Source organism: Streptomyces geranii (assembly GCF_002954775.1).
Taxonomy (GTDB): Bacteria; Actinomycetota; Actinomycetes; order Streptomycetales; family Streptomycetaceae; genus Streptomyces; species Streptomyces geranii.
The window spans coordinates 20,498-37,983 of record NZ_PJME01000004.1 but is presented as its reverse complement, the minus strand read 5'-3'; the positions used below and the strand labels follow the sequence as shown (position 1 = coordinate 37,983).

The 17,486-nt window shown below is 71.7% G+C and carries 9 protein-coding genes; 8 read left to right on the top strand and 1 reads right to left on the bottom strand.

Features of this window, described 5'->3' with window-relative positions; all coding sequences use genetic code 11:
• Positions 1–5 precede the first annotated feature (5 nt).
• From CW359_RS07195 to CW359_RS07170, 6 genes are read left to right on the top strand one after another with little or no spacing between them, the layout of a single operon-like run.
• A complete protein-coding gene (locus CW359_RS07195) occupies positions 6–7,388 on the top strand; it encodes a beta-ketoacyl synthase N-terminal-like domain-containing protein (RefSeq protein ID WP_105968937.1) in 7,383 nt (2,460 codons plus the stop codon).
• A 26-nt stretch (positions 7,389–7,414) separates the two neighbouring features.
• A complete protein-coding gene (locus CW359_RS07190) occupies positions 7,415–9,031 on the top strand; it encodes a PfaD family polyunsaturated fatty acid/polyketide biosynthesis protein (protein WP_105968936.1) in 1,617 nt (538 codons plus the stop codon).
• On the top strand, positions 9,028–10,776 hold the full coding sequence (locus CW359_RS07185; protein WP_105968935.1) for an acyl-CoA dehydrogenase family protein: 1,749 nt from the start codon (positions 9,028–9,030) through the stop codon (positions 10,774–10,776). Before CW359_RS07190 ends, CW359_RS07185 begins: the two co-directional genes overlap by 4 nt.
• A gap of 14 nt (positions 10,777–10,790) precedes the next feature.
• Positions 10,791–12,581 (top strand): acyl-CoA dehydrogenase family protein, encoded by a 1,791-nt coding sequence (locus CW359_RS07180; protein WP_198655121.1) that lies wholly within the window; start codon positions 10,791–10,793, stop codon positions 12,579–12,581.
• A gap of 12 nt (positions 12,582–12,593) precedes the next feature.
• Complete coding sequence (locus tag CW359_RS07175) at positions 12,594–13,304, top strand: 4'-phosphopantetheinyl transferase family protein (RefSeq protein WP_105968934.1); 711 nt, start codon at positions 12,594–12,596, stop codon at positions 13,302–13,304.
• A gap of 59 nt (positions 13,305–13,363) precedes the next feature.
• Entirely contained in the window at positions 13,364–14,650 is a 1,287-nt protein-coding gene (locus tag CW359_RS07170; protein ID WP_105968933.1) for an NAD(P)/FAD-dependent oxidoreductase, read from the top strand.
• Positions 14,651–14,659: 9 nt separating this feature from the next.
• On the opposite strand, the gene CW359_RS07165 is transcribed toward CW359_RS07170, so the two are convergent.
• Positions 14,660–15,289 (bottom strand): MerR family transcriptional regulator, encoded by a 630-nt coding sequence (locus CW359_RS07165; RefSeq protein ID WP_105968932.1) that lies wholly within the window; start codon positions 15,287–15,289, stop codon positions 14,660–14,662.
• A gap of 130 nt (positions 15,290–15,419) precedes the next feature.
• Here CW359_RS07165 and CW359_RS07160 point away from each other — a divergent pair, with 130 nt between their 5' ends.
• Both CW359_RS07160 and CW359_RS07155 read left to right on the top strand, forming a co-directional pair.
• The gene (locus CW359_RS07160; protein WP_105968931.1) at positions 15,420–15,842 is read left to right on the top strand and encodes a DUF3291 domain-containing protein; all 423 of its coding nucleotides are present in this window, start codon (positions 15,420–15,422) and stop codon (positions 15,840–15,842) included.
• A gap of 64 nt (positions 15,843–15,906) precedes the next feature.
• Positions 15,907–17,388, top strand: coding sequence for an MFS transporter (locus CW359_RS07155; protein WP_232838266.1), 1,482 nt, complete (start codon positions 15,907–15,909; stop codon positions 17,386–17,388).
• Positions 17,389–17,486 lie beyond the last annotated feature (98 nt).

The window sequence follows — 17,486 nt, the reverse complement described above, 5'->3', positions numbered from 1 at the left end:
CCTCAATGAGCACCAGCAAGTTCGCGATCGTCGGGATCTCCTGCCTCTTCCCCGGGGCGGACACTCCCGGCGCGTTCTGGGACAACCTCCGCGCGGGCGTCGACAGCCGCACGGAGGGCGGCCCGGAGGTCTTCGGCCCCGTCGCCCCCGGGTCGGCCGAAGGCACGAAGAAGGCCCCCGACCCGGATCACGCCATCACCTGCGTCCGGGGCGGCTTCGTCACCGGCTTCGAGTTCGACCCCACCGGCTTCCGTCTCCGCCCGGAGGAACTCACCGCCCTCGACCGGGTGTTCCACTGGTCGCTGCACGTGGCCCGCGAGGCGCTGCGGGACAGCGGTCACGCCGACCGCCCGGAACTCCTGGCCCGCACCGGCCTGTTGGTCGGCGACTACTCCTTCCCCACTCCTGCCTCGGCCCGCATCAGCCTGCCCCTGGTCCACGAGGCCGTACTTGAGGGCCTGCGCAGATCCGGCAACCCCGCACCCGCGCCGGGCCCGCTGCTCGACCCGGCCACCGTGTCCCCCGCCGACGCCCGGGTGAGCGGCGCCCCCGCCCGACTGGCGGCCACCGCCCTGGGCCTCGGCGGCCCCCGTTACGCGCTGGACGCCGCCTGCTCCTCGGCCCTGTACGCGCTGAAGCTGGCCTGCGACCATCTCGCCGCCGGACAGGCCGACTTGGTGCTCGCGGGCGGGGTGTGCGCCCCCGACCCCACCCTCATCCACCTCTCCTTCTCCGACCTGCACGCCTACCCCCAGAACGGCGTCAGCCAGCCCTTCGACGCCCGCTCCACCGGCATCCTCACCGGCCAGGGCGCCGGCATGGTCGCCGTACGCCGTCTCGCGGACGCCGTCGCGGACGGCGACCGGATCTACGCCGTGATCGACGGCATCGGCCTGTCGAACGACGGCGCCGGCCGCCATCTCCTCGTACCGAACCCGACGGGCCAGCTCAGCTCCTACGAACTCGCCTACGCGCAGGCCGGTTTCGGCCCCGAACAGGTCGACTACCTGGAGTGCCACGCCACCGGGACGCCCGTAGGGGACGGCACGGAGGCGGAGTCGGTCGCCGCCTGGTTCGGCGCCGGGGGCACGGTCCCCCCGCTCGGCTCGGTGAAGGGCAACCTCGGCCATCTGCTCACGGTGGCGGGGCTGAGCAGCCTCCTCAAGGTAATCCTGTCCATGGCGCACGGACATCTCCCGCCGACGATCGGCATAGCCGAGCCGCTCAACACACCGGCAGCGGGCGAGGTTCCGGTCGTCCGCGCGGGCCGCGACTGGCCCGACCGTGGTCCGGGACCGCGCCGGGCGGCGGTCTCCGCGTTCGGCTTCGGCGGTACGAACGCCCATGTCGTCCTCTCCCAGCGGCCGGACGCCGTGGAGGCGGGGGTCACGGAGCCCGTCGTACCGCCCGCCCTGGACGTCATCGGCCTCGGCGCCCACTTCGGCACCCTCGCGGACGTACCCGCACTCGAACGCGCCCTGCACGACGGCACGGACGCCTTCCGCCCACTGCCCGAACACCGCTGGCGCGGCCTGGAGGACACCACCGGCGGGACGCTGGAGCGGGCGGGGCTGAACCGCTCGGCGCTCCCCGAGGGCGGCTTCGTGGACCGGATCGACGTCGACCCGGCCGACCACCGCATCCCCCCGGCCGACCTGCGCAACTACAACCTCCAGCACGCCCTGATGTCGAAGGTCGCCGACGAGGCACTGCGCGACGCGGGGTACGACCGGACGGTTCCGGCGGGCCGCAGGGCGCCCGAGCCGCGCCGGATCGCGGTGGTGGTGGCGATGGAGATCGAGCCAAGTGCCCATCTGCATCTGGCCCGTTACGGACTCGGCGACTTCCTCGGCCGCGCATACGCCGACGCGGGCCTGAAACTGACGGAGGATCAACTCACGGCGCTGGCCGCAGCTGCCCGGGAGGGCGTCCACGAACCGATCGTCGCCAACGAGGTGTTGAGCTACATCGGCAACATCATGGCGAGCCGGATCTCCTCCCTGTGGAACCTCACCGGCCCGTCCTTCACCGTCTCGTCGGACGGCGCGGGCACCGCCGAGGCACTCCAGATCGCCCAACTCCTGCTGCTGGACGAGAGCGTCGAGGCGGTGCTGGTGGGCGCGGTGGACCTCGCGGCCTCACCGGAGAACCTGCTGCTGCGCGACGGAAACCCGGTCGCCGGGGCCGGGTTGAGCTTCGGGGAGGGGCAGCGGGGGCGACGGATCGGGGAGGGCGCGGGGGCTGTTGTCGTCAGGCGGGCAGAAGCAGGCGCGGATACGGGTCCCGCGCAGGCTGCGGGTCTGGGGCCGAGCACGCGGAACCCCTACGCGCGCATCGAGTCCGTCGCCGTTCGCCACGCGGCACCCGTCGCCGGTGTGCTGCCGGAGGCGGATTCCGCCACGCTCGCCGAAGCCGCCGGGCAGGCGCTGGCCGCCGCAGGCATCGGCCCCGCAGACGTCGGCTACGTCGAGGCCCACGCGGGCGGCACCCCCGGCCAGGACGCGGCCGAACTGGCGGCGCTGGCCCAGGTGTACCCGGCCGGCTCCGGCACGGTCGCGCTCGGCAGCGCCAAGGCGCAGCTCGGCGACACCCAGACCGCCGCCGCGATGGCGGGCCTGCTGAGAGCGGTGCTCTGCCTGCACCACGCCTATGTGCCCGGCACGCCCGGCTGGCGTCGGCCCGCGCCGGAGCTGGTCGACCACTTCGCCGCGTCCGCGTTCCATGTGCCGGACGCCTCCCGGCCCTGGCTGCGCACCGCCCAAGGTGTACGCCGGTACGCGGCCGTCAGTGCCGTCGGCTCGGACGGCGCCCATGCGCACGTCGTCCTGTCCGCAGACCGGACGCGGGGCGAGGTCGCCCGCAGTGACTGGCGCAAGGCCGGCGGCCCGGTGCTGCTGCCGCTCGGCGCACCGGACCTCGACGGGCTGCTCGCCGAAGTGCGGCGGCATCTCGCGCTGTTGGCCGAGGGCGCCGATCCGTACCGGCTCGGCCGGGCCGCCGCCGAACGGCTGCCGGGCAGCGCGCTGCGGGTCGTCCTGGTCGGCCGGGACACCGAACAGCTGCGCAGCCAGCTGGAGTCGGCGGCCCGCGATCTCCCGGGCGCGGCGGCGAAGGGCGAGGAGTGGACGACCCCGGCGGGGAGTTGCTTCGCGCCCCGGCCGATCGGTCCGGAAGGGAAGGTGGCGCTCGTCTACCCGGGGGCGTTCAACTCGTACCCGGGTCTCGGCCAGGACTTCTTCCGCGCCTTCCCCTCCCTCCTCGACGCCTTCGAGGCCGAGGCCACCGACCCGGACCGCCTCTTCCGCGCGGCCCAGCTCTACCCGCGTACCCAAGTAACCCCTGAACGACGGGACTTGATGGCGCTGGAGGGGAGGCTCGGCGAGGACATCCCGTTCATGCTCGCCACCGGCACCACCTTCGCGATCCTCTACACCGACCTCGTACGCGAACTGCTCGGCGTGAAGGCGCAGGGCGCGTTCGGCTACAGCCTCGGCGAGAGCAGCATGCTGTTCGCCACCGGCGGCTGGCAGCGCTCCGCGCGCCGCGACGACCGGATCAGCGCCACTCCCCTGTTCCGCGACCGGCTGTCCGGACCCCGCCGCACCGTCCGCGACCTGTGGCGGCTGCCGGAGGACACGCCCGACGAGGCGGTGTGGGGCAGCTTCGTCCTGCTGGAGTCGGCGGACCGCGTCACGGCCGCGCTGTCCCGCCCCGGCACGCCCTACGACAAGGTGTTCCTGACCCATGTGAACACCCCGCGCGAGGCCGTGATCGCGGGCGAGCCAGCTCAATGCCGTTCGCTGATCGAGGAGTTGGCCTGCCCGTCGGCCCGCTCCCCCGTCGGCTCGGTGATGCACTGCCCGGTGGTGGACGGGGAGTTGGCGGGCCTCGCCGAACTCAACGACCACCCGACGGGCACGAAGGACGACCTGGGCCTCGACCTCTTCAGCGCGTACGACTACGGCTCGGTCACCGATCTGGACCGGTCGGAGGTGGCCCGGCGCATCGCCCAGACCCTGCGCGGCACGATCGACTTCCCGCGTCTGGTGCGCACGGCGTACGACCGCGGTTTCCGGTACTTCGTCGAGGTCGGTCCGGGCGCGACCTGCACCCGCTGGGTGCACGACACCCTCGGCGACGCCGAGCACGTGGCGATGCCGGTGGACCGGCGCGGTGTCCCCGCCGCCCGTTCCGTGGCCCAACTGGCGGCCCGACTGGCCGCGCACGGCCTGCCAGTTGATCTGGCGGCGCTGCTCGGCCCGGACCCGCAAACGGCCACCACCCGTGCGGCCCGGCTGCGGGTGCCGGTCGGCGGCGGCGCCCCGATCCCGGCGGGCATCGCGGCCCGGGCAGCGGCGGCGGCCTCGCCGGCACCGGCCCTCGCCACCGCGCCACGCCCCACCCCCGCACACGCCGACGCGACTCCCGCTCGCCGCTCAACGGAGCCCGTGCCCACGGCAGTTGACGTCAAGGACGCCCAGCCCGCCCGTACGGCGGCCGTCTCGCTGGAGGTATCCGCCCCCATGCCCGCCGACCCGAGCCTCGACGACGTCGAGGTCATCACCTTCGACGGCGAACCGATCGCCTTCCTCCCCTGGACGGAACCGACCGCGCCCGTTCCGGCACCGCCACGCACCTCCGTCGCGCCCACCGGCCGCACCCCGGCCCCCGCCACCGCCCCGACCCCCGGCCCGTCCGCCGAGTGGTCGTCGGGAAACCCCGCCGCCGATCTCGTACGAGAGATCCGGCAGCAGATGGTGGCCACGCACTCGGTGGTGATGGAGACCCAGCGCGTCCTCCAGGAGAACACCCTCACCCGCACGGAGGCCCTGCTCGACGAGACCTCCGCGCCCGCGCCTGTCACGACACCCACCGCGCCCATCCCCCTCACCCCGCCGCCGCCCGCACCCGTGCTCACCGGCGGCCCGCCCCCGCGCACGGCCATCGAGGCCGCGCCCCAGCCCGCCCAACTCCCCACTCCCCCGGGTGTGATCTGGGACGAGAAGCAGCTCCTCGCCTTCGCCACCGGCCGCGTCGCGGACGTCTTCGGTCCCGACTTCGCGGACATCGACGGCTACGCGAAGCGCGTCCGGCTGCCCGCACCGCCGTACCACTTCGTCACCCGCGTCACCGGCCTCCGGGCCGAGACCGGCGTCTACGAACCGTCCTTCATCCGCACCGAGTACGACGTGCCGAAGGACGCCTGGTACGCGGTGGACGGCGGGGTGCCGCCGGCCGTGGCCATCGAGGCGGGGCAGTGCGACCTGCTGCTCATCAGCTATCTCGGCATCGACTTCCGCAACAAGGGCGAGCGGGTCTACCGGCTCCTCGACAGCACCCTCGTCTTCCACGGCGACCTGCCGCGAACCGGCCAGACCCTGCGCTACGACATCTCGATCAACCGTTTCGTCCGCCAGGGCGACACGACCCTCTTCTTCTTCAGCTACCTCTGCTACGCCGACGGCGAGCTGATCCTCGAACTCAAGGACGCCAGCGCCGGGTTCTTCACCCAGGCCGAACTCGACACGCCGTTGGGTGTCGTCGTCACCGAACGGGACCGCAAGCGCCGCGCCGCGCTGACCAGGACCTCCTTCAAGTCGCTGGCCGACACCGAGAAGAACCGACTCACCGCCGCCGACCTGGAGTTGCTGGCGGCGGGCAGGCCCGGCGAGGTGTTCGGGCCGCACCACGCCCAGGACGCCGGCCTCAACCCGGCGCTGCGGCTGCCCGACGCGCGACTGCGCATGGTCGACGACATCCTGATCGACCGTACGGGCGGGCCGCGCGGCCTCGGTGCGATCACCGCGCACAAGCAACTGGACCCGGACGCCTGGTACTTCGAGTGCCACTTCCCCGACGACCCGGTGCTGGCCGGGTCGATGGTGGCGGAGGGCGCCGTCCAGACCCTCCAGGCGTATCTGCTCCACCAGGGCATGCATCTGGTACTGCCCGACGCCCGGTTCCAGACGATCGTCGGGCTGGAGACGGAGGTGCAGGTCCGCGGCCAGATCACGCCCCAACACCGGGAGATCCGGTACGAGATCGAGGTCATGGAGCTGACGCTGCTGCCGCGCCCCTCCGTGATCGCCGACATCCTCGTGTACCTGGGCGACAAGGCGGTGATCCGGATGCGCAACTTCGGCATCCAGATCCGCGAGAAGGACGGTACGCCGTACCGGGCGGGCCCCGGCGGCATCCCGGAGTTCCTCGGCCGCCGCAACCGCGCCGGCGAGCCCGCGCTGATCAACGAACTCCACCTCGCGCACGCCGCGAAGGGCGACCTCGGCACGGCGATGGGCCCCGAGTTCGACGTGTACAAGGAGAGCCGGGCCCCGTACATCCCCAACGGGGACTTCCAGTTCGTGGACCGCATCATGGAACTCACGGGCACGCGAGGCGAGTTGAAGCCCGGCGCCGAGATGGTGACGGAGTACGACTCACCTTCCGACGCCTGGTACTACCGCGAGAACGCGCACCCCCACCTCCCCAACTGTGTCCTGATGGAGACCTCGCTCCAGGCGGCCATCCTCAACGGCTACTACCTGGGCGCCACCCTCAAGCAGCCGGAGACCGAGTACTCGATCCGCAACCTCGACGGCAGAGCGACCTACGTCAAGGACATCGACCTTCGGGGGAAGACGATCCGGCACCACTCCACCCTCCTGATGACAAGTGCCGTATCCGGTGCGGTACTTCAGAACTTCAAGTACGAACTCTCCGCCGACGGCGAGGTCTTCTACACCGGCGAGTCCCTGTTCGGGTACTTCAGCGAGGCCGCCCTCTCCAACCAGGTCGGCCTGGACAACGGCACGTACGTCGCCCCCTGGATCGAGCAGGAGAAGCCGGACGCGGCCCGCGTCCGCCGTATCGAACTCCCCGACGACGCACCCGCGTTCACCGACCGGACCGGCGGCCGACTGCACCTTCCCGGCGGCCACTACCACCTCGTCGACCACGTCGACCTGGTCGCGGACGGCGGCAGGCACGGCGCCGGATACCTCCACGGATACCGCCAGGTCCGGTCCGACGAGTGGTACTTCGACTGCCACTTCCACCGCGACCCGGTGATGCCCGGCTCGCTCGGCGTGGAGGCGATCCTCCAGGGGATGCGCCTGTTCGTCCTGGAGCAGGGCCTGGCCGAGGGGATCGAGAACCCCCGGTTCGGCCTGGCCGTGGACGTACCCACCAGCTGGAAGTACCGGGGCCAGATCCTGCGCCACGACGGGGAGTTGAGGTTCGACGTGCACGTCAAGGAGGTCCGCCGGGACGGCGACCGCCTCGTGGTGATCGCGGACGCCGACCTGTGGAAGCCGGGCCTGCGCATCTACGAACTCGTCGACGTGGCCATCGAGGTCAGCCCCGACACCATCCGCGACCAGGCAGCCTGACCGGCTCAGAGGAGACGACCCCGACCATGCACACCCAGACAACTCCTCTGCGGTGGTACGGAGACGGCAGCCCCGGCACCGACCCGGCCGGCATCTACCGGTCCCTCGCCGACCTCGACCGTCCCGCCTTCGTCGTCCGCACCCCGGCCGGCATCGGCGCCGTCTCCGGCGGCGGACCGACCCCGGGAGACGGCCTCCCCCTGCTGGCCGCCGCCGGCCCACTGCCCCCGCGCGCCCTCGGCTCGCCCGCCTTCCTGGCCGCGCACGGCGTGCGGTACGCCTACATGGCGGGCGCGATGGCGGGCGGCATCGCCTCGGCCGACCTGGTGATCGCCCTGGCCAGAGAGGGTTTCCTCGCCTCGTACGGGGCGGCAGGCCTGCTCCCCGAGACCATCGAGAAGGCGCTCACCCGGTTCGCCGCCGAGATCCCGGGACTGCCGTACGCCGTCAATCTGATCCACAGCCCGAGCGAGGAACGCCTGGAACGGGAGGCGGTGGAGCTGTTCCTCCGCCACGGCGTCCAGTGCGTGGAGGCGTCGGCCTTCATGAGCCTCAGCCCGCACGTGGTGCGCTACCGCCTGGCCGGTCTGCGGCGCGGCCCGTCCGGAGAGGTCGTGGCCGCGCACCGTCTCATCGCGAAGATCTCCCGCCCGGAGACGGCGGAACGTTTCATGCGCCCCGCGCCGGCGACCGTGGTGAGCGCGTTGCTCAACCAGGGCCTGATCACGGCGGAGCAGGCCGACCTGGCGAAGTACGTCCCGATGGCCGACGACATCACGGTCGAGGGCGACTCGGGCGGCCACACCGACCGCCGCCCGCTCACCGCCCTCCTCCCGACGATCCTCCGCCTGCGCGACACCGTCCAGCACGACCACCGCTACCCCACCCCCATCCGGGTGGGCGCGGCGGGCGGCCTGGGCTGTCCCTCCTCGGTCGCGGCGGCGTTCACCATGGGTGCCGCCTATGTCGTCACCGGCTCGGTCAACCAGTCGTGCGTGGAGTCGGGCGCGTCGAAGCCGACGAAGTCGCTGCTGGCGGACGCGGGCATCGCCGACTGCGAGATGGCGCCGGCGGCCGACATGTTCGAAATGGGCGTGGAACTACAGGTGTTGAAGAAGGGCACCCTGTTCCCGATGCGCGCCAAGCGCCTGTACGAGCTGTACCAGACGTACGACGGCCTGGAGGCGCTGCCCGACAGCGAGCGCGCCCGGCTGGAGACACAGATCATCCGCCGCCCGCTGGAGGAGGTCTGGCAGGAGTGCGTCGGCTACTTCGGCCGCCGTGACCCCGAACAGCTGGCCCGCGCCGCCGAGAACCCGAAGCGGCGGATGGCGCTGGTGTTCCGCTGGTACCTGGGCATGGCGTCCCGCTGGTCGACGGTCGGCGATCCGGACCGGGTCCTCGACTACCAGGTGTGGTGCGGCCCGGCGATGGGCGCGTTCAACGACTGGGTCACCGCCAGCTATCTCAAGGCCCCGGGCAACCGCCGGGTCGCGGACGTCGCCCACCACCTCATGCGCGGCGCCGCCTTCCACACCCGCCTGGCCCAACTCCGCGTCTCCGGCGTACGCATCCCGGCGTCGGCGGCGGACTACCGTCCCGTTCCCCTGGAACCGCAGGCGGCCCTGGAAGGGGCCCGATGAGCGCGTCGCCGACCGCCGAGGAGATCGAGCGGCTGCTGGGCGATCCGTACGACGCGGAGAATCCGTACGGCTTCGCGGCGGCCGTCCGCCGGGACGAACAGGACGCGTTCCCCGAGGAGTTGAGCGGGGCGTTGCGTGAGGCGGGCTTCCACCTCAACTACCTGCCGCAGGAGTGGGGCGGACGGTTCGAGTCCTTCGAGCACAGCATGGTCCTGGTCCGCACGGCCGCCCGCCGGGACCTGAACATCATGCCGGCCACCATGTTCGGGATCACCGCGGCGACCTGTCTGGCGCTGCACGGCTCGCCGGAGCAGCAGAAGCACGCGGCGGAGATCCTCGCGAGGGGCGGCGCGGTGGGCTTCGCCCTGTCGGAGGCGGACCACGGCAGCGACCTGCTCGCCAACACGGCCCGCCTCGAACCGACCGCTGACGGCTGGGAGTTGACGGGCGAGAAGTGGATGGTGGGCCTGGGCCGCCGCTGCGAGGCGCTGTACCTCGTGGCACGGACGGGCGAGCGCGGACCGGGCGCGTTCTCGGCGGTACTGCTCGACCTGCCCGGAGACGTGGAGCGCGGCCCGGCCGTTCCGGCCTCCGGAATGCGCGGCATCGACTTCGCCCACCTCCGCTTCGACCGGTTCCCGGTCCCCGCCGAGGCGTTGGTGGGCCGCGAGGGCCAGGCGCTGGAGTCGGTGATGAAGGCCCAGCAGGTGGTCCGGGTGATGAGCATGGCCGGCAGCCTCGGCTGCGCCGACACGGCCCTGCGCCTGACCCTGGACTTCGCGACAGCCCGCCGGGTCGGCCGTACGACGGTCAGCGAATCCCCGTACCCCAGACGCGAGTTGGCCATCGCATCGGCCGCGCTGCTGGCAGCGGACGTCACGGCGCTGACGGCTGCCCGGGGCATCCATGTGTTCCCGGAGGTGTTCAGTGTCTGGGGCTGTGCCGCCAAGCACGTGGTGGCGGAGAACACCGACGACGCACTCCGCCGCTGCGCCACGGTTCTGGCAACCCGCGCGGTACTCCGCACGGAGGGCCCGGGCAACGGCCTGTTCCAGAAGCTCCAACGCGACGCGGCCATCGTGAGGGTCGTAGACACCAGCACCTTGGCAAACCTGCGCGCATACGCGGCCCAACTACCAACTCTCGTCCAGGAGATCGGCCTCAGGGGCGCGGGGAACTGCGCGACAAGCCACGACGGCGAGACACCCGCCCACCAAGAGCACCAACCCATACGCAGGCTCTTCGACCTGACAGAACCCCTCCCCCCATACGCCCCGGAACACCTGGACCTCACAGCCCGAGGCAACTCCCCCATAACCAAAGCCCTGTTCGACCTGGCACCCCAACTCACCGCTCAAGCAGACCAAACAACCGCAACCCTCATCACCCGCCTCACCACCACTCTCACCCAACTCGCCGAAGACATGGCGACAGCCGACCGAGACACAGGCCTGGTAGACGCAGCCGACAGCTTCGCCTACCTCCACGCCGCCACCTGCGCCCTCCTCCTCTGGTGGGCCAACCCCACCTACCCCCTCTTCGGCACTCCTCCCGGCGATACCCGCTGGCTCGCGGCCACCCTCGCCTACCTCCTCGCGAGAGCGACCGGCACCGACCCCCGGCGAGAGGCCCCCGCCCTGCTCCCCGCCCTGGACATCACCACGCGACTCCACACCCGCAACCAACTCTTCTGCGCACGCCCGGAACAGCTGACACCGAACCCCGAACCGGCCACCGCCCACTGACCGTTGGAGAACCCGTGCCGAAGTCGGACCTCACGGAGCTGGCCGCGCGGCTGGAACGCCATCTGGGCGACCCGCACGACCCGACCAGCCGCATGCCGTACAGCCGCGTCCTCGAATACGACGAACGCGAGGACTACCCCTACGAGTTCGTGAACCTCCTCCAGCGCTGGGGCGCGCTGGACCACTCCCTGCCCCGCGCCCAGGGCGGCAAGGCGGGCGACGTGGAGATCGGTTTCAACCTGATGCGGCTGATCGCCCGCCGGGACCCGACCACCGCGACCGCGTTCATCATCACCAGCCTCAGTTTCATGCCGGCCTGGGTGGCGGGCACCGACGCCCAGAAGCGGGCCATGGTGGACGCCATCCAGCGCGGAACCCGGTATGCCTGGGGCCTGTCCGAGCGCCGCCACGGCAGTGATCTGCTCGCCAACGAGATGACCGCCGAGAAGACGGAGGGCGGCTATCTCCTCACCGGCGAGAAGTGGCTGATCGGCAACGGCCGGGTCGCCGACGGGCTGAGCGTCCACGCCCGCACCGACCCCCGGGGCGGCCCGGGCGGCTACTCCGTCTTCGTCCTCGACAAGCGGCAGACCCCCGCCGGAGCCGTGGACGAGCTGCCGCGCGAGCGCATGCACGGCCTGCGCGGGCTCGACATGAGCGGCTTCCGCCTCGACCGGGTCTTCGTGCCGGACTCCGCGCTGATCGGCCGCGAGGGACAGGGCCTGGAGATCGCGCTCAAGACCTCCCAGACGGCCCGCGCCCTCATCAGCGGCATCGCGCTCTCCGCCGTGGACACCGGCCTGCGCGTCACCCTCGACTTCACCGAGCAGCGGACGGTCTTCGGCCGTACGGTCAGCGATGTCCCTTACTCCCGGCGCCAGTTGGTGGAGTGCTTCGCGGATCTGATGGTCGCCGACGCGGTCAGCCTGGGCGCGGTCCGGGCGCTGCAGGTCGTGCCGGAGCAGACCAGTGTGTGGTCGTCGGTCGTCAAGTACTTCGTGCCGACGCTCCTGGAGCGCACCTTCGCCCAGCTCAACGTCGTCCTCGGCGCGCGCTTTTACCTGCGCGACCACCCGCACTACGCGATCCACCAGAAGATGATGCGTGATCTGCCGGTCGCCAACTTCGCCGACGGCAACACCGTCGTGAACCTCAAGAACCTCGCGCTCCAGCTCGAAGGCCTCCTCGGCACGGCCGCGACAGCCGATCAGGCACTGCGCGACGAGGCCGCCGAGCGCGCGGCCGTCCTCTTCGGCGTCGACCGCGAGCTGCCGCTGTACCGGCCCTGGGACCAGGAGTTGTACAGCCGGGGCCGCGACGACGCCCTCCTCGCCGCACCCACCGCACTCGTCCACCTGCGCAAGATGGCCGAGGAGGCCAAGCCGCACGAACGGGACTGGCTGACCCGGGCGGCGGACACCGCCGAGCAACTCCTCGCCGGAGCGGCCTCGTTGGCGGAACGTGTCGCCTCGCTCAAGGCGGCGCTCGGCCGCGAGTACGGCCAGTCCGCCGAACTCTTCGACCTGGCCAAGGAGTACTGCCTCCTGCACGCCACCGCCGCCTGCGTGCTCACCTACGTCCACTCCACCCCGGCGCTCGACGACCCGCTGCCCAGCGGCGCCCTGCTCCTCCTCCAACTGGAGCGCGTACGACGGCATGTGCACCCGCACGAAGCCGTGACCGACGCCGCCGTGGTCGACGACGTGATGCGGGTGCTGCGCCAACTGCACCGGCGGAACCGGCTGTTCTCGTACTGGCAGTTCCCGCTCGCCGAGCGCGGCGACCTGCCCGCCGCCGGACTCTGACCGGCGGACCCGATGCCGACCCCCGACCGCCATCTGTGGCTGCTGCCGGACTCGGCTGCCGACGCGTTCATCGCCCGCACCGGCGGTCCGGCCCTGCTCGACCCGGCCGAGCGCGCGCGGTGCGAGCGCGTCCTCGCACCGCGCGAACGGCGCCGCAGGCTGGCGGCCCGACTGCTGGCCCGGCACGCGCTCAGCTCCCGTACCGGCCGCCCCCTCAACTCCTGGCGTTTCCACACCACTTCGGACGGCCGACCGGAGCCGGAACCGTCCACGGACCACCGGCTGCGCTTCAATCTCTCCCACACCGACGGGCTGACCGCCTGCGTGGTCACCGACGGCGGCCGGACCTGCGGGGTGGATGCCGAACGCTCCCCTGCGGGCGCCGACGCGGTCGCCCACCTCCCCCGATTCTTCGCCGACCGCGAGCGCACCGAACTGGCCACCGTCCCGGACGCCGACCGCCCCGGCCACATCGCCGCCTACTGGGTTCTCAAGGAGGCGTATCTGAAGGCGCTCGGCACCGGGCTGCGGCGCGACCTGTCGACGATCGCCTTCACCGGTCTGACCGGTGGACACATCCGTCTGTACGACACGGACCAGCCCCAACCGGCCGACGACCGCTGGCAGTTCGACCTGATCCACCCGAGTCCGGGCCATGTGGTCGCCGTGGCCGCCGAGGGCGGCGCCCCGGGCGGACTGTTCACCACCACCCTCGGCGACTGACCGTTCGCCCGCCCCACCGACCCACCGACCCACCGATCGCCCGATCCCAAGGAGCCCCGATGTCCGCCAAGCCCAGCATCGCCGTCGTCGGCGGTGGCGTCGCCGGCCTCTCCGCCGCCTACGCCCTGCGCGAGCACGCCGAGATCACCCTGTTCGAACGCGAGGACCACTACGGCGGCCACGCCAACACCGTCGAGGTGGAGGACGCGGGCCGGGTCCTGGGCATCGACACCGCGTTCGTCGTCTTCAACCGCCCCGCCTACCCCAACCTCAGCGGCTTCCTCGACGAACTCGGCGTCGAGTCCAAGCAGTTGCTCAGCGGCTTCAACTTCTTCGACCTCACCGAGGGCACCCAGTTCGGCAGCGAGGAGATGGACCTGCCGGAGGAGGAGGTGCGCGCCCGCTATCCCGAGTCGTTCCACACCATCTGGCGCGAGGCCCGCCGCTTCCACGAGGAGGGGCGCCGGGACTTCTTCCGCAAGCGCACCGACATGCCGATGGGCGAGTACCTCGACCGGGGCGGCTACAGCCAGGAGTTCCGGTACGGCTACTTCATCCTGCTGTGCAGCGCGGTGTGGTCGGTGCCCGCCGAGCTGGTCTGGGAGATGCCGGCCACGACCGTGATCGCCTTCTACATGGCCCACGACGAGAGCGGCCTCGGCGGCCGGCGCGTGGACTGGCGCACCGTGGGCGGCGGTTCGATCTCCTACGTCCGCAAGGCACTCGCGGCGATCGACCCGAAGGTACGGCTGTCCGAGCCGGTCACCGGCGTCCACCAGGACGCGGACGGTGTCACCGTCCGTACCGCCGCCGGCTCCGAGCGCTTCGACCACGCCGTCCTCGCCACGCACGCCGATGTGACCCGCGCCCTGCTGGAGAACCCCACCGACCGCCAGCGCGAACTGCTGGCGCCGCTGCGCTACAACGCCTCCACGGTGATCCTGCACACCGATCCGACCGTGATGCCGGCGGACCGGTCCCGGTGGGAGGCGTGGAACTACGGCAAGGTGACGATCGACGGCAAGCCACGCACGTACGTCGCCTACTACATGAACAAGCTGCACGGCTTCGAGTCGGAGACCGACTACTTCGTCACCCTCGACTACCCGCTGGCCGTCGCCGAGGACACGGTCATCCGCACCTTCCCCTACGAACACCCCGTCCTCGACATGGCGATGCGCCGCGCCCAGCAGACCATCTACGAGGTCAACGAGGGCCCCCGGGTCAAGCTGTGCGGTTCGTACTTCCACTCCAAGCAGCAGTACCACGACCAGATCGGCTCGCACGAGGCCGCGTTCTCCGCGGGCAAGGAGGCGGCGGCACAGCTGCTGCGCGAACTGGGCTGACAGGTCAGGTCAGTTGCCGGTGGCGTCCGCGTGCCGCCTGGCCGACTCGTTCTCCTGGGCCATGCGCCGCAGCGCCAGCAGCGCAGGCTCCAGGAGGACGGTGAGCAGGAGGGCGCGTTCGGCGACCTCCAACGGGTCCTCGATGCCGTCCAGTTGGTCGAGGTCGAGGACCGCGGTCTGCTCGGCCAGCCGGGCGTACGGCAGGAGCACCCGCCAGTCCAGGGGGGAGCCGAGGGTGCGCAGTGCGGCGAGGGTCTCCGCGAGGGTGGCGCGGGCGGGTGCGGAACCGTGCACGTTCCAGTCCAACTCCTCGATCAGCGCGTCGACTTCGGCCGGTTCCGGTGAGTCCGGCTCCGCCTCGTCGGCCAGCCGGATCGCCCCGAGGGTGAGCCCCAGGAGGCGGTGGGTGTCGTCGGTGTCCTCGGCGAGAGCGCCCAGCACCTCCCGGGTGGTGCTGACGGACAGGCCCCGTACGCCGATGAGGGCGCGGATCAGCCGGAGTCTGCGCAGATGGTTCTCGTCGTACTCGGCCTGGGTCGCCGAGAGCTGACGGCCGGCCGGGAGGAGCCCTTCGCGGAGGTAGTACTTGATCGTCGTGACGGAGGCGCCACTGCGACGGCTCAGCTCGGACATGCGCATCGGTCGGGCTCCGCTCTGGTCATTGGATACCTCTACTGTCTAACATGGATAGTGGAGGTATCCAAGAACGCCCTCGCTTCGCCCTGCCTCCCAGAAGTCCGACTCGCCTCCCAGAAGAAGGCCGCCCGCCATGCCCACCCTGCCTTGGACCAAGGTCAACAAGCCCGCTCCGGACGCGACGGCGTACGTCATGGCGTCCCGCCTCGAGGTCCGCTCGCTGAGCGACGTACCCCGCTTCTTCCTGCGGTCCCTCGCCGCGTGGAAGCAGGTCAAGAGCGCGCCGGGCGCGTACGGCGCCTCGCTGATCGCCCAGCCGCTCAAACGCACGTTCTGGACGCTGTCGGCCTGGGAGGACAAGCAGGCCCTCTACACGTACGCGCGCACCGAGCCGCACAAGTCGGTCATGGCCGGTCTGCGCTCGACGATGGACCGCTCGGTCTTCACCTTCTGGGAGACGCCGTCGGCGGGCCTGCCCATCGACTGGTCGGACGCGCGCGAGCGGCTGGCAGCCCAGGAGCGCGCGGACGCTGACGGCGGAACCCCGGCCGTCTGAACCGCCCTCCCCCTCCTCCTTCTCCCTCCCCCACCCCGTTCCCCGCCAAGGAGACTCCCCCGCCATGACGCTGTCCGAAGAGAACCCGGTCGTGGAGGACGCGGCCGTCGCGCCGCCGGCCGAGGGCCGGCGTGTGCCGCTGTGGCTCGCGATCGTCGCGTGCAGCGTGCCCATGTTCATGGTCGCGCTCGACAACCTGGTCGTCTCGACCGCCCTGCACACCCTGGCCGTCGATCTGAAGGCGGACACCCAGCAGCTCCAGTGGTTCGTCAACGCCTACGTGCTCAGCTTCGCCTGTCTGCTGATGACGGGAGCCGCGCTCGGTGACCGCTTCGGCCGCCGCTCGGTCTTCGTGATCGGCATCGTCGTCTTCACGCTGGCCTCGGTCGGCTGCGGTCTCGCCGACACCAGCGCGCAGCTGATCACGTTCCGTACGGTGCAGGGCTTCGGCGCGGCGGCCGTGATGCCGCTGTCGCTGACCCTGTTGTCGCAGGCGGTCCCGGACCGGCTGCGCGGGCTGGCGCTCGGTCTGTGGTCGGGCGTCAGCGGTCTCGCCGTCGCGATGGGACCCGTGGTGGGCGGTGCGGTGGTCGACGGGCTGGACTGGCGGTGGATCTTCTGGATCAACGTGCCGGTGGGCATCGTCGCCGTACCGCTGATCCTGCTGACGCTCCGCGAGAGTTCGCTGCCGGGGGTCCGGCTCGACCTGGTCGGCATGGTGCTGGCCGCCGCCGGGCTGTTCGCCCTGGTGTGGGGCATCGTGAACGGCGAGACGGACGGCTGGACCTCGGCCGAGGTGCTCGGCGCGTTCGGCGCGGGCGCGGTGCTGCTCGCGGTGTTCGTCGCCTGGGAGTCCCGGGTCGCGCAACCGATGCTGCCGCTGTCCTTCTACAAGGTGCGGGCGTTCACCCTCACCAACATCGTGTCGGCGGCGATGTACTTCGGGGTCTTCGGTTCGCTCTTCCTGCTCGCCCAGTACCTCCAGATCGTGCCGCCGCGCACCCCGTTCGAGGCGGGCGTCCGCACCCTCGCCTGGACGCTGATGCCGATGTTCGTGGCGCCCGTCGCGGGTCTCCTCACCGACAAGGTGGGCGGCGGCCGGCTGATGGCGCTGGGCCTCTTCCTCCAGGGCGTCGGGCTCGGCTGGATCAACCTGGTCGCGGGCATCGACACGCCGTACTCCTCGCTGGTCGGGCCGATGATCGTGGCCGGGATCGGCATGGGCTTCGTGTTCGCGCCGACGGCGGCGGTCGTGCTGGGCTCGGTCAGCCGTGAGCACGCGGGCAAGGCGTCCGGTGCCAACACCACCGTCCGGGAGATCGGCGGGGCGCTCGGGATCGCCGTACTGAGCACGGTGTTCGTGGCGCACGGCTCCACGGGTTCGCCGCAGCAGTTCGTGGACGGGCTGCACCCGGCGGTGTGGGTCGGCGTCGCCGTGGTGTTCGCGGGCGCGCTGTGCGCGCTGGGGATTCCGCGCCGGCCCCGGCCGGAAGCGGCGGAGGAGGCGACCCCGGTTCCGGCCGGGGCGGTGGCCGAGCGGGCCTGAGCACCCCGCCCCGGCCCCCTCTCCCCGGCGCCGGTGACTGCCCGTACGTGACGGACGGGCGGTCACCGGCGCGACCCGTCCGGTGGACGGCTCCCCTC

What these genes read in the sequence shown, in the direction of transcription:
- CW359_RS07195 (WP_105968937.1), top strand. Translation starts at nt 6, where the DNA reads ATGAGCACCAGCAAGTTCGCGATCGTCGGGATCTCCTGCCTCTTCCCC.
- CW359_RS07190 (WP_105968936.1), top strand. Translation starts at nt 7,415, where the DNA reads ATGCACACCCAGACAACTCCTCTGCGGTGGTACGGAGACGGCAGCCCC.
- CW359_RS07185 (WP_105968935.1), top strand. Translation starts at nt 9,028, where the DNA reads ATGAGCGCGTCGCCGACCGCCGAGGAGATCGAGCGGCTGCTGGGCGAT.
- CW359_RS07175 (WP_105968934.1), top strand. Translation starts at nt 12,594, where the DNA reads ATGCCGACCCCCGACCGCCATCTGTGGCTGCTGCCGGACTCGGCTGCC.
- CW359_RS07170 (WP_105968933.1), top strand. Translation starts at nt 13,364, where the DNA reads ATGTCCGCCAAGCCCAGCATCGCCGTCGTCGGCGGTGGCGTCGCCGGC.
- CW359_RS07165 (WP_105968932.1), bottom strand. Translation starts at nt 15,289, where the DNA reads ATGCGCATGTCCGAGCTGAGCCGTCGCAGTGGCGCCTCCGTCACGACG.
- CW359_RS07160 (WP_105968931.1), top strand. Translation starts at nt 15,420, where the DNA reads ATGCCCACCCTGCCTTGGACCAAGGTCAACAAGCCCGCTCCGGACGCG.
- CW359_RS07155 (WP_232838266.1), top strand. Translation starts at nt 15,907, where the DNA reads ATGACGCTGTCCGAAGAGAACCCGGTCGTGGAGGACGCGGCCGTCGCG.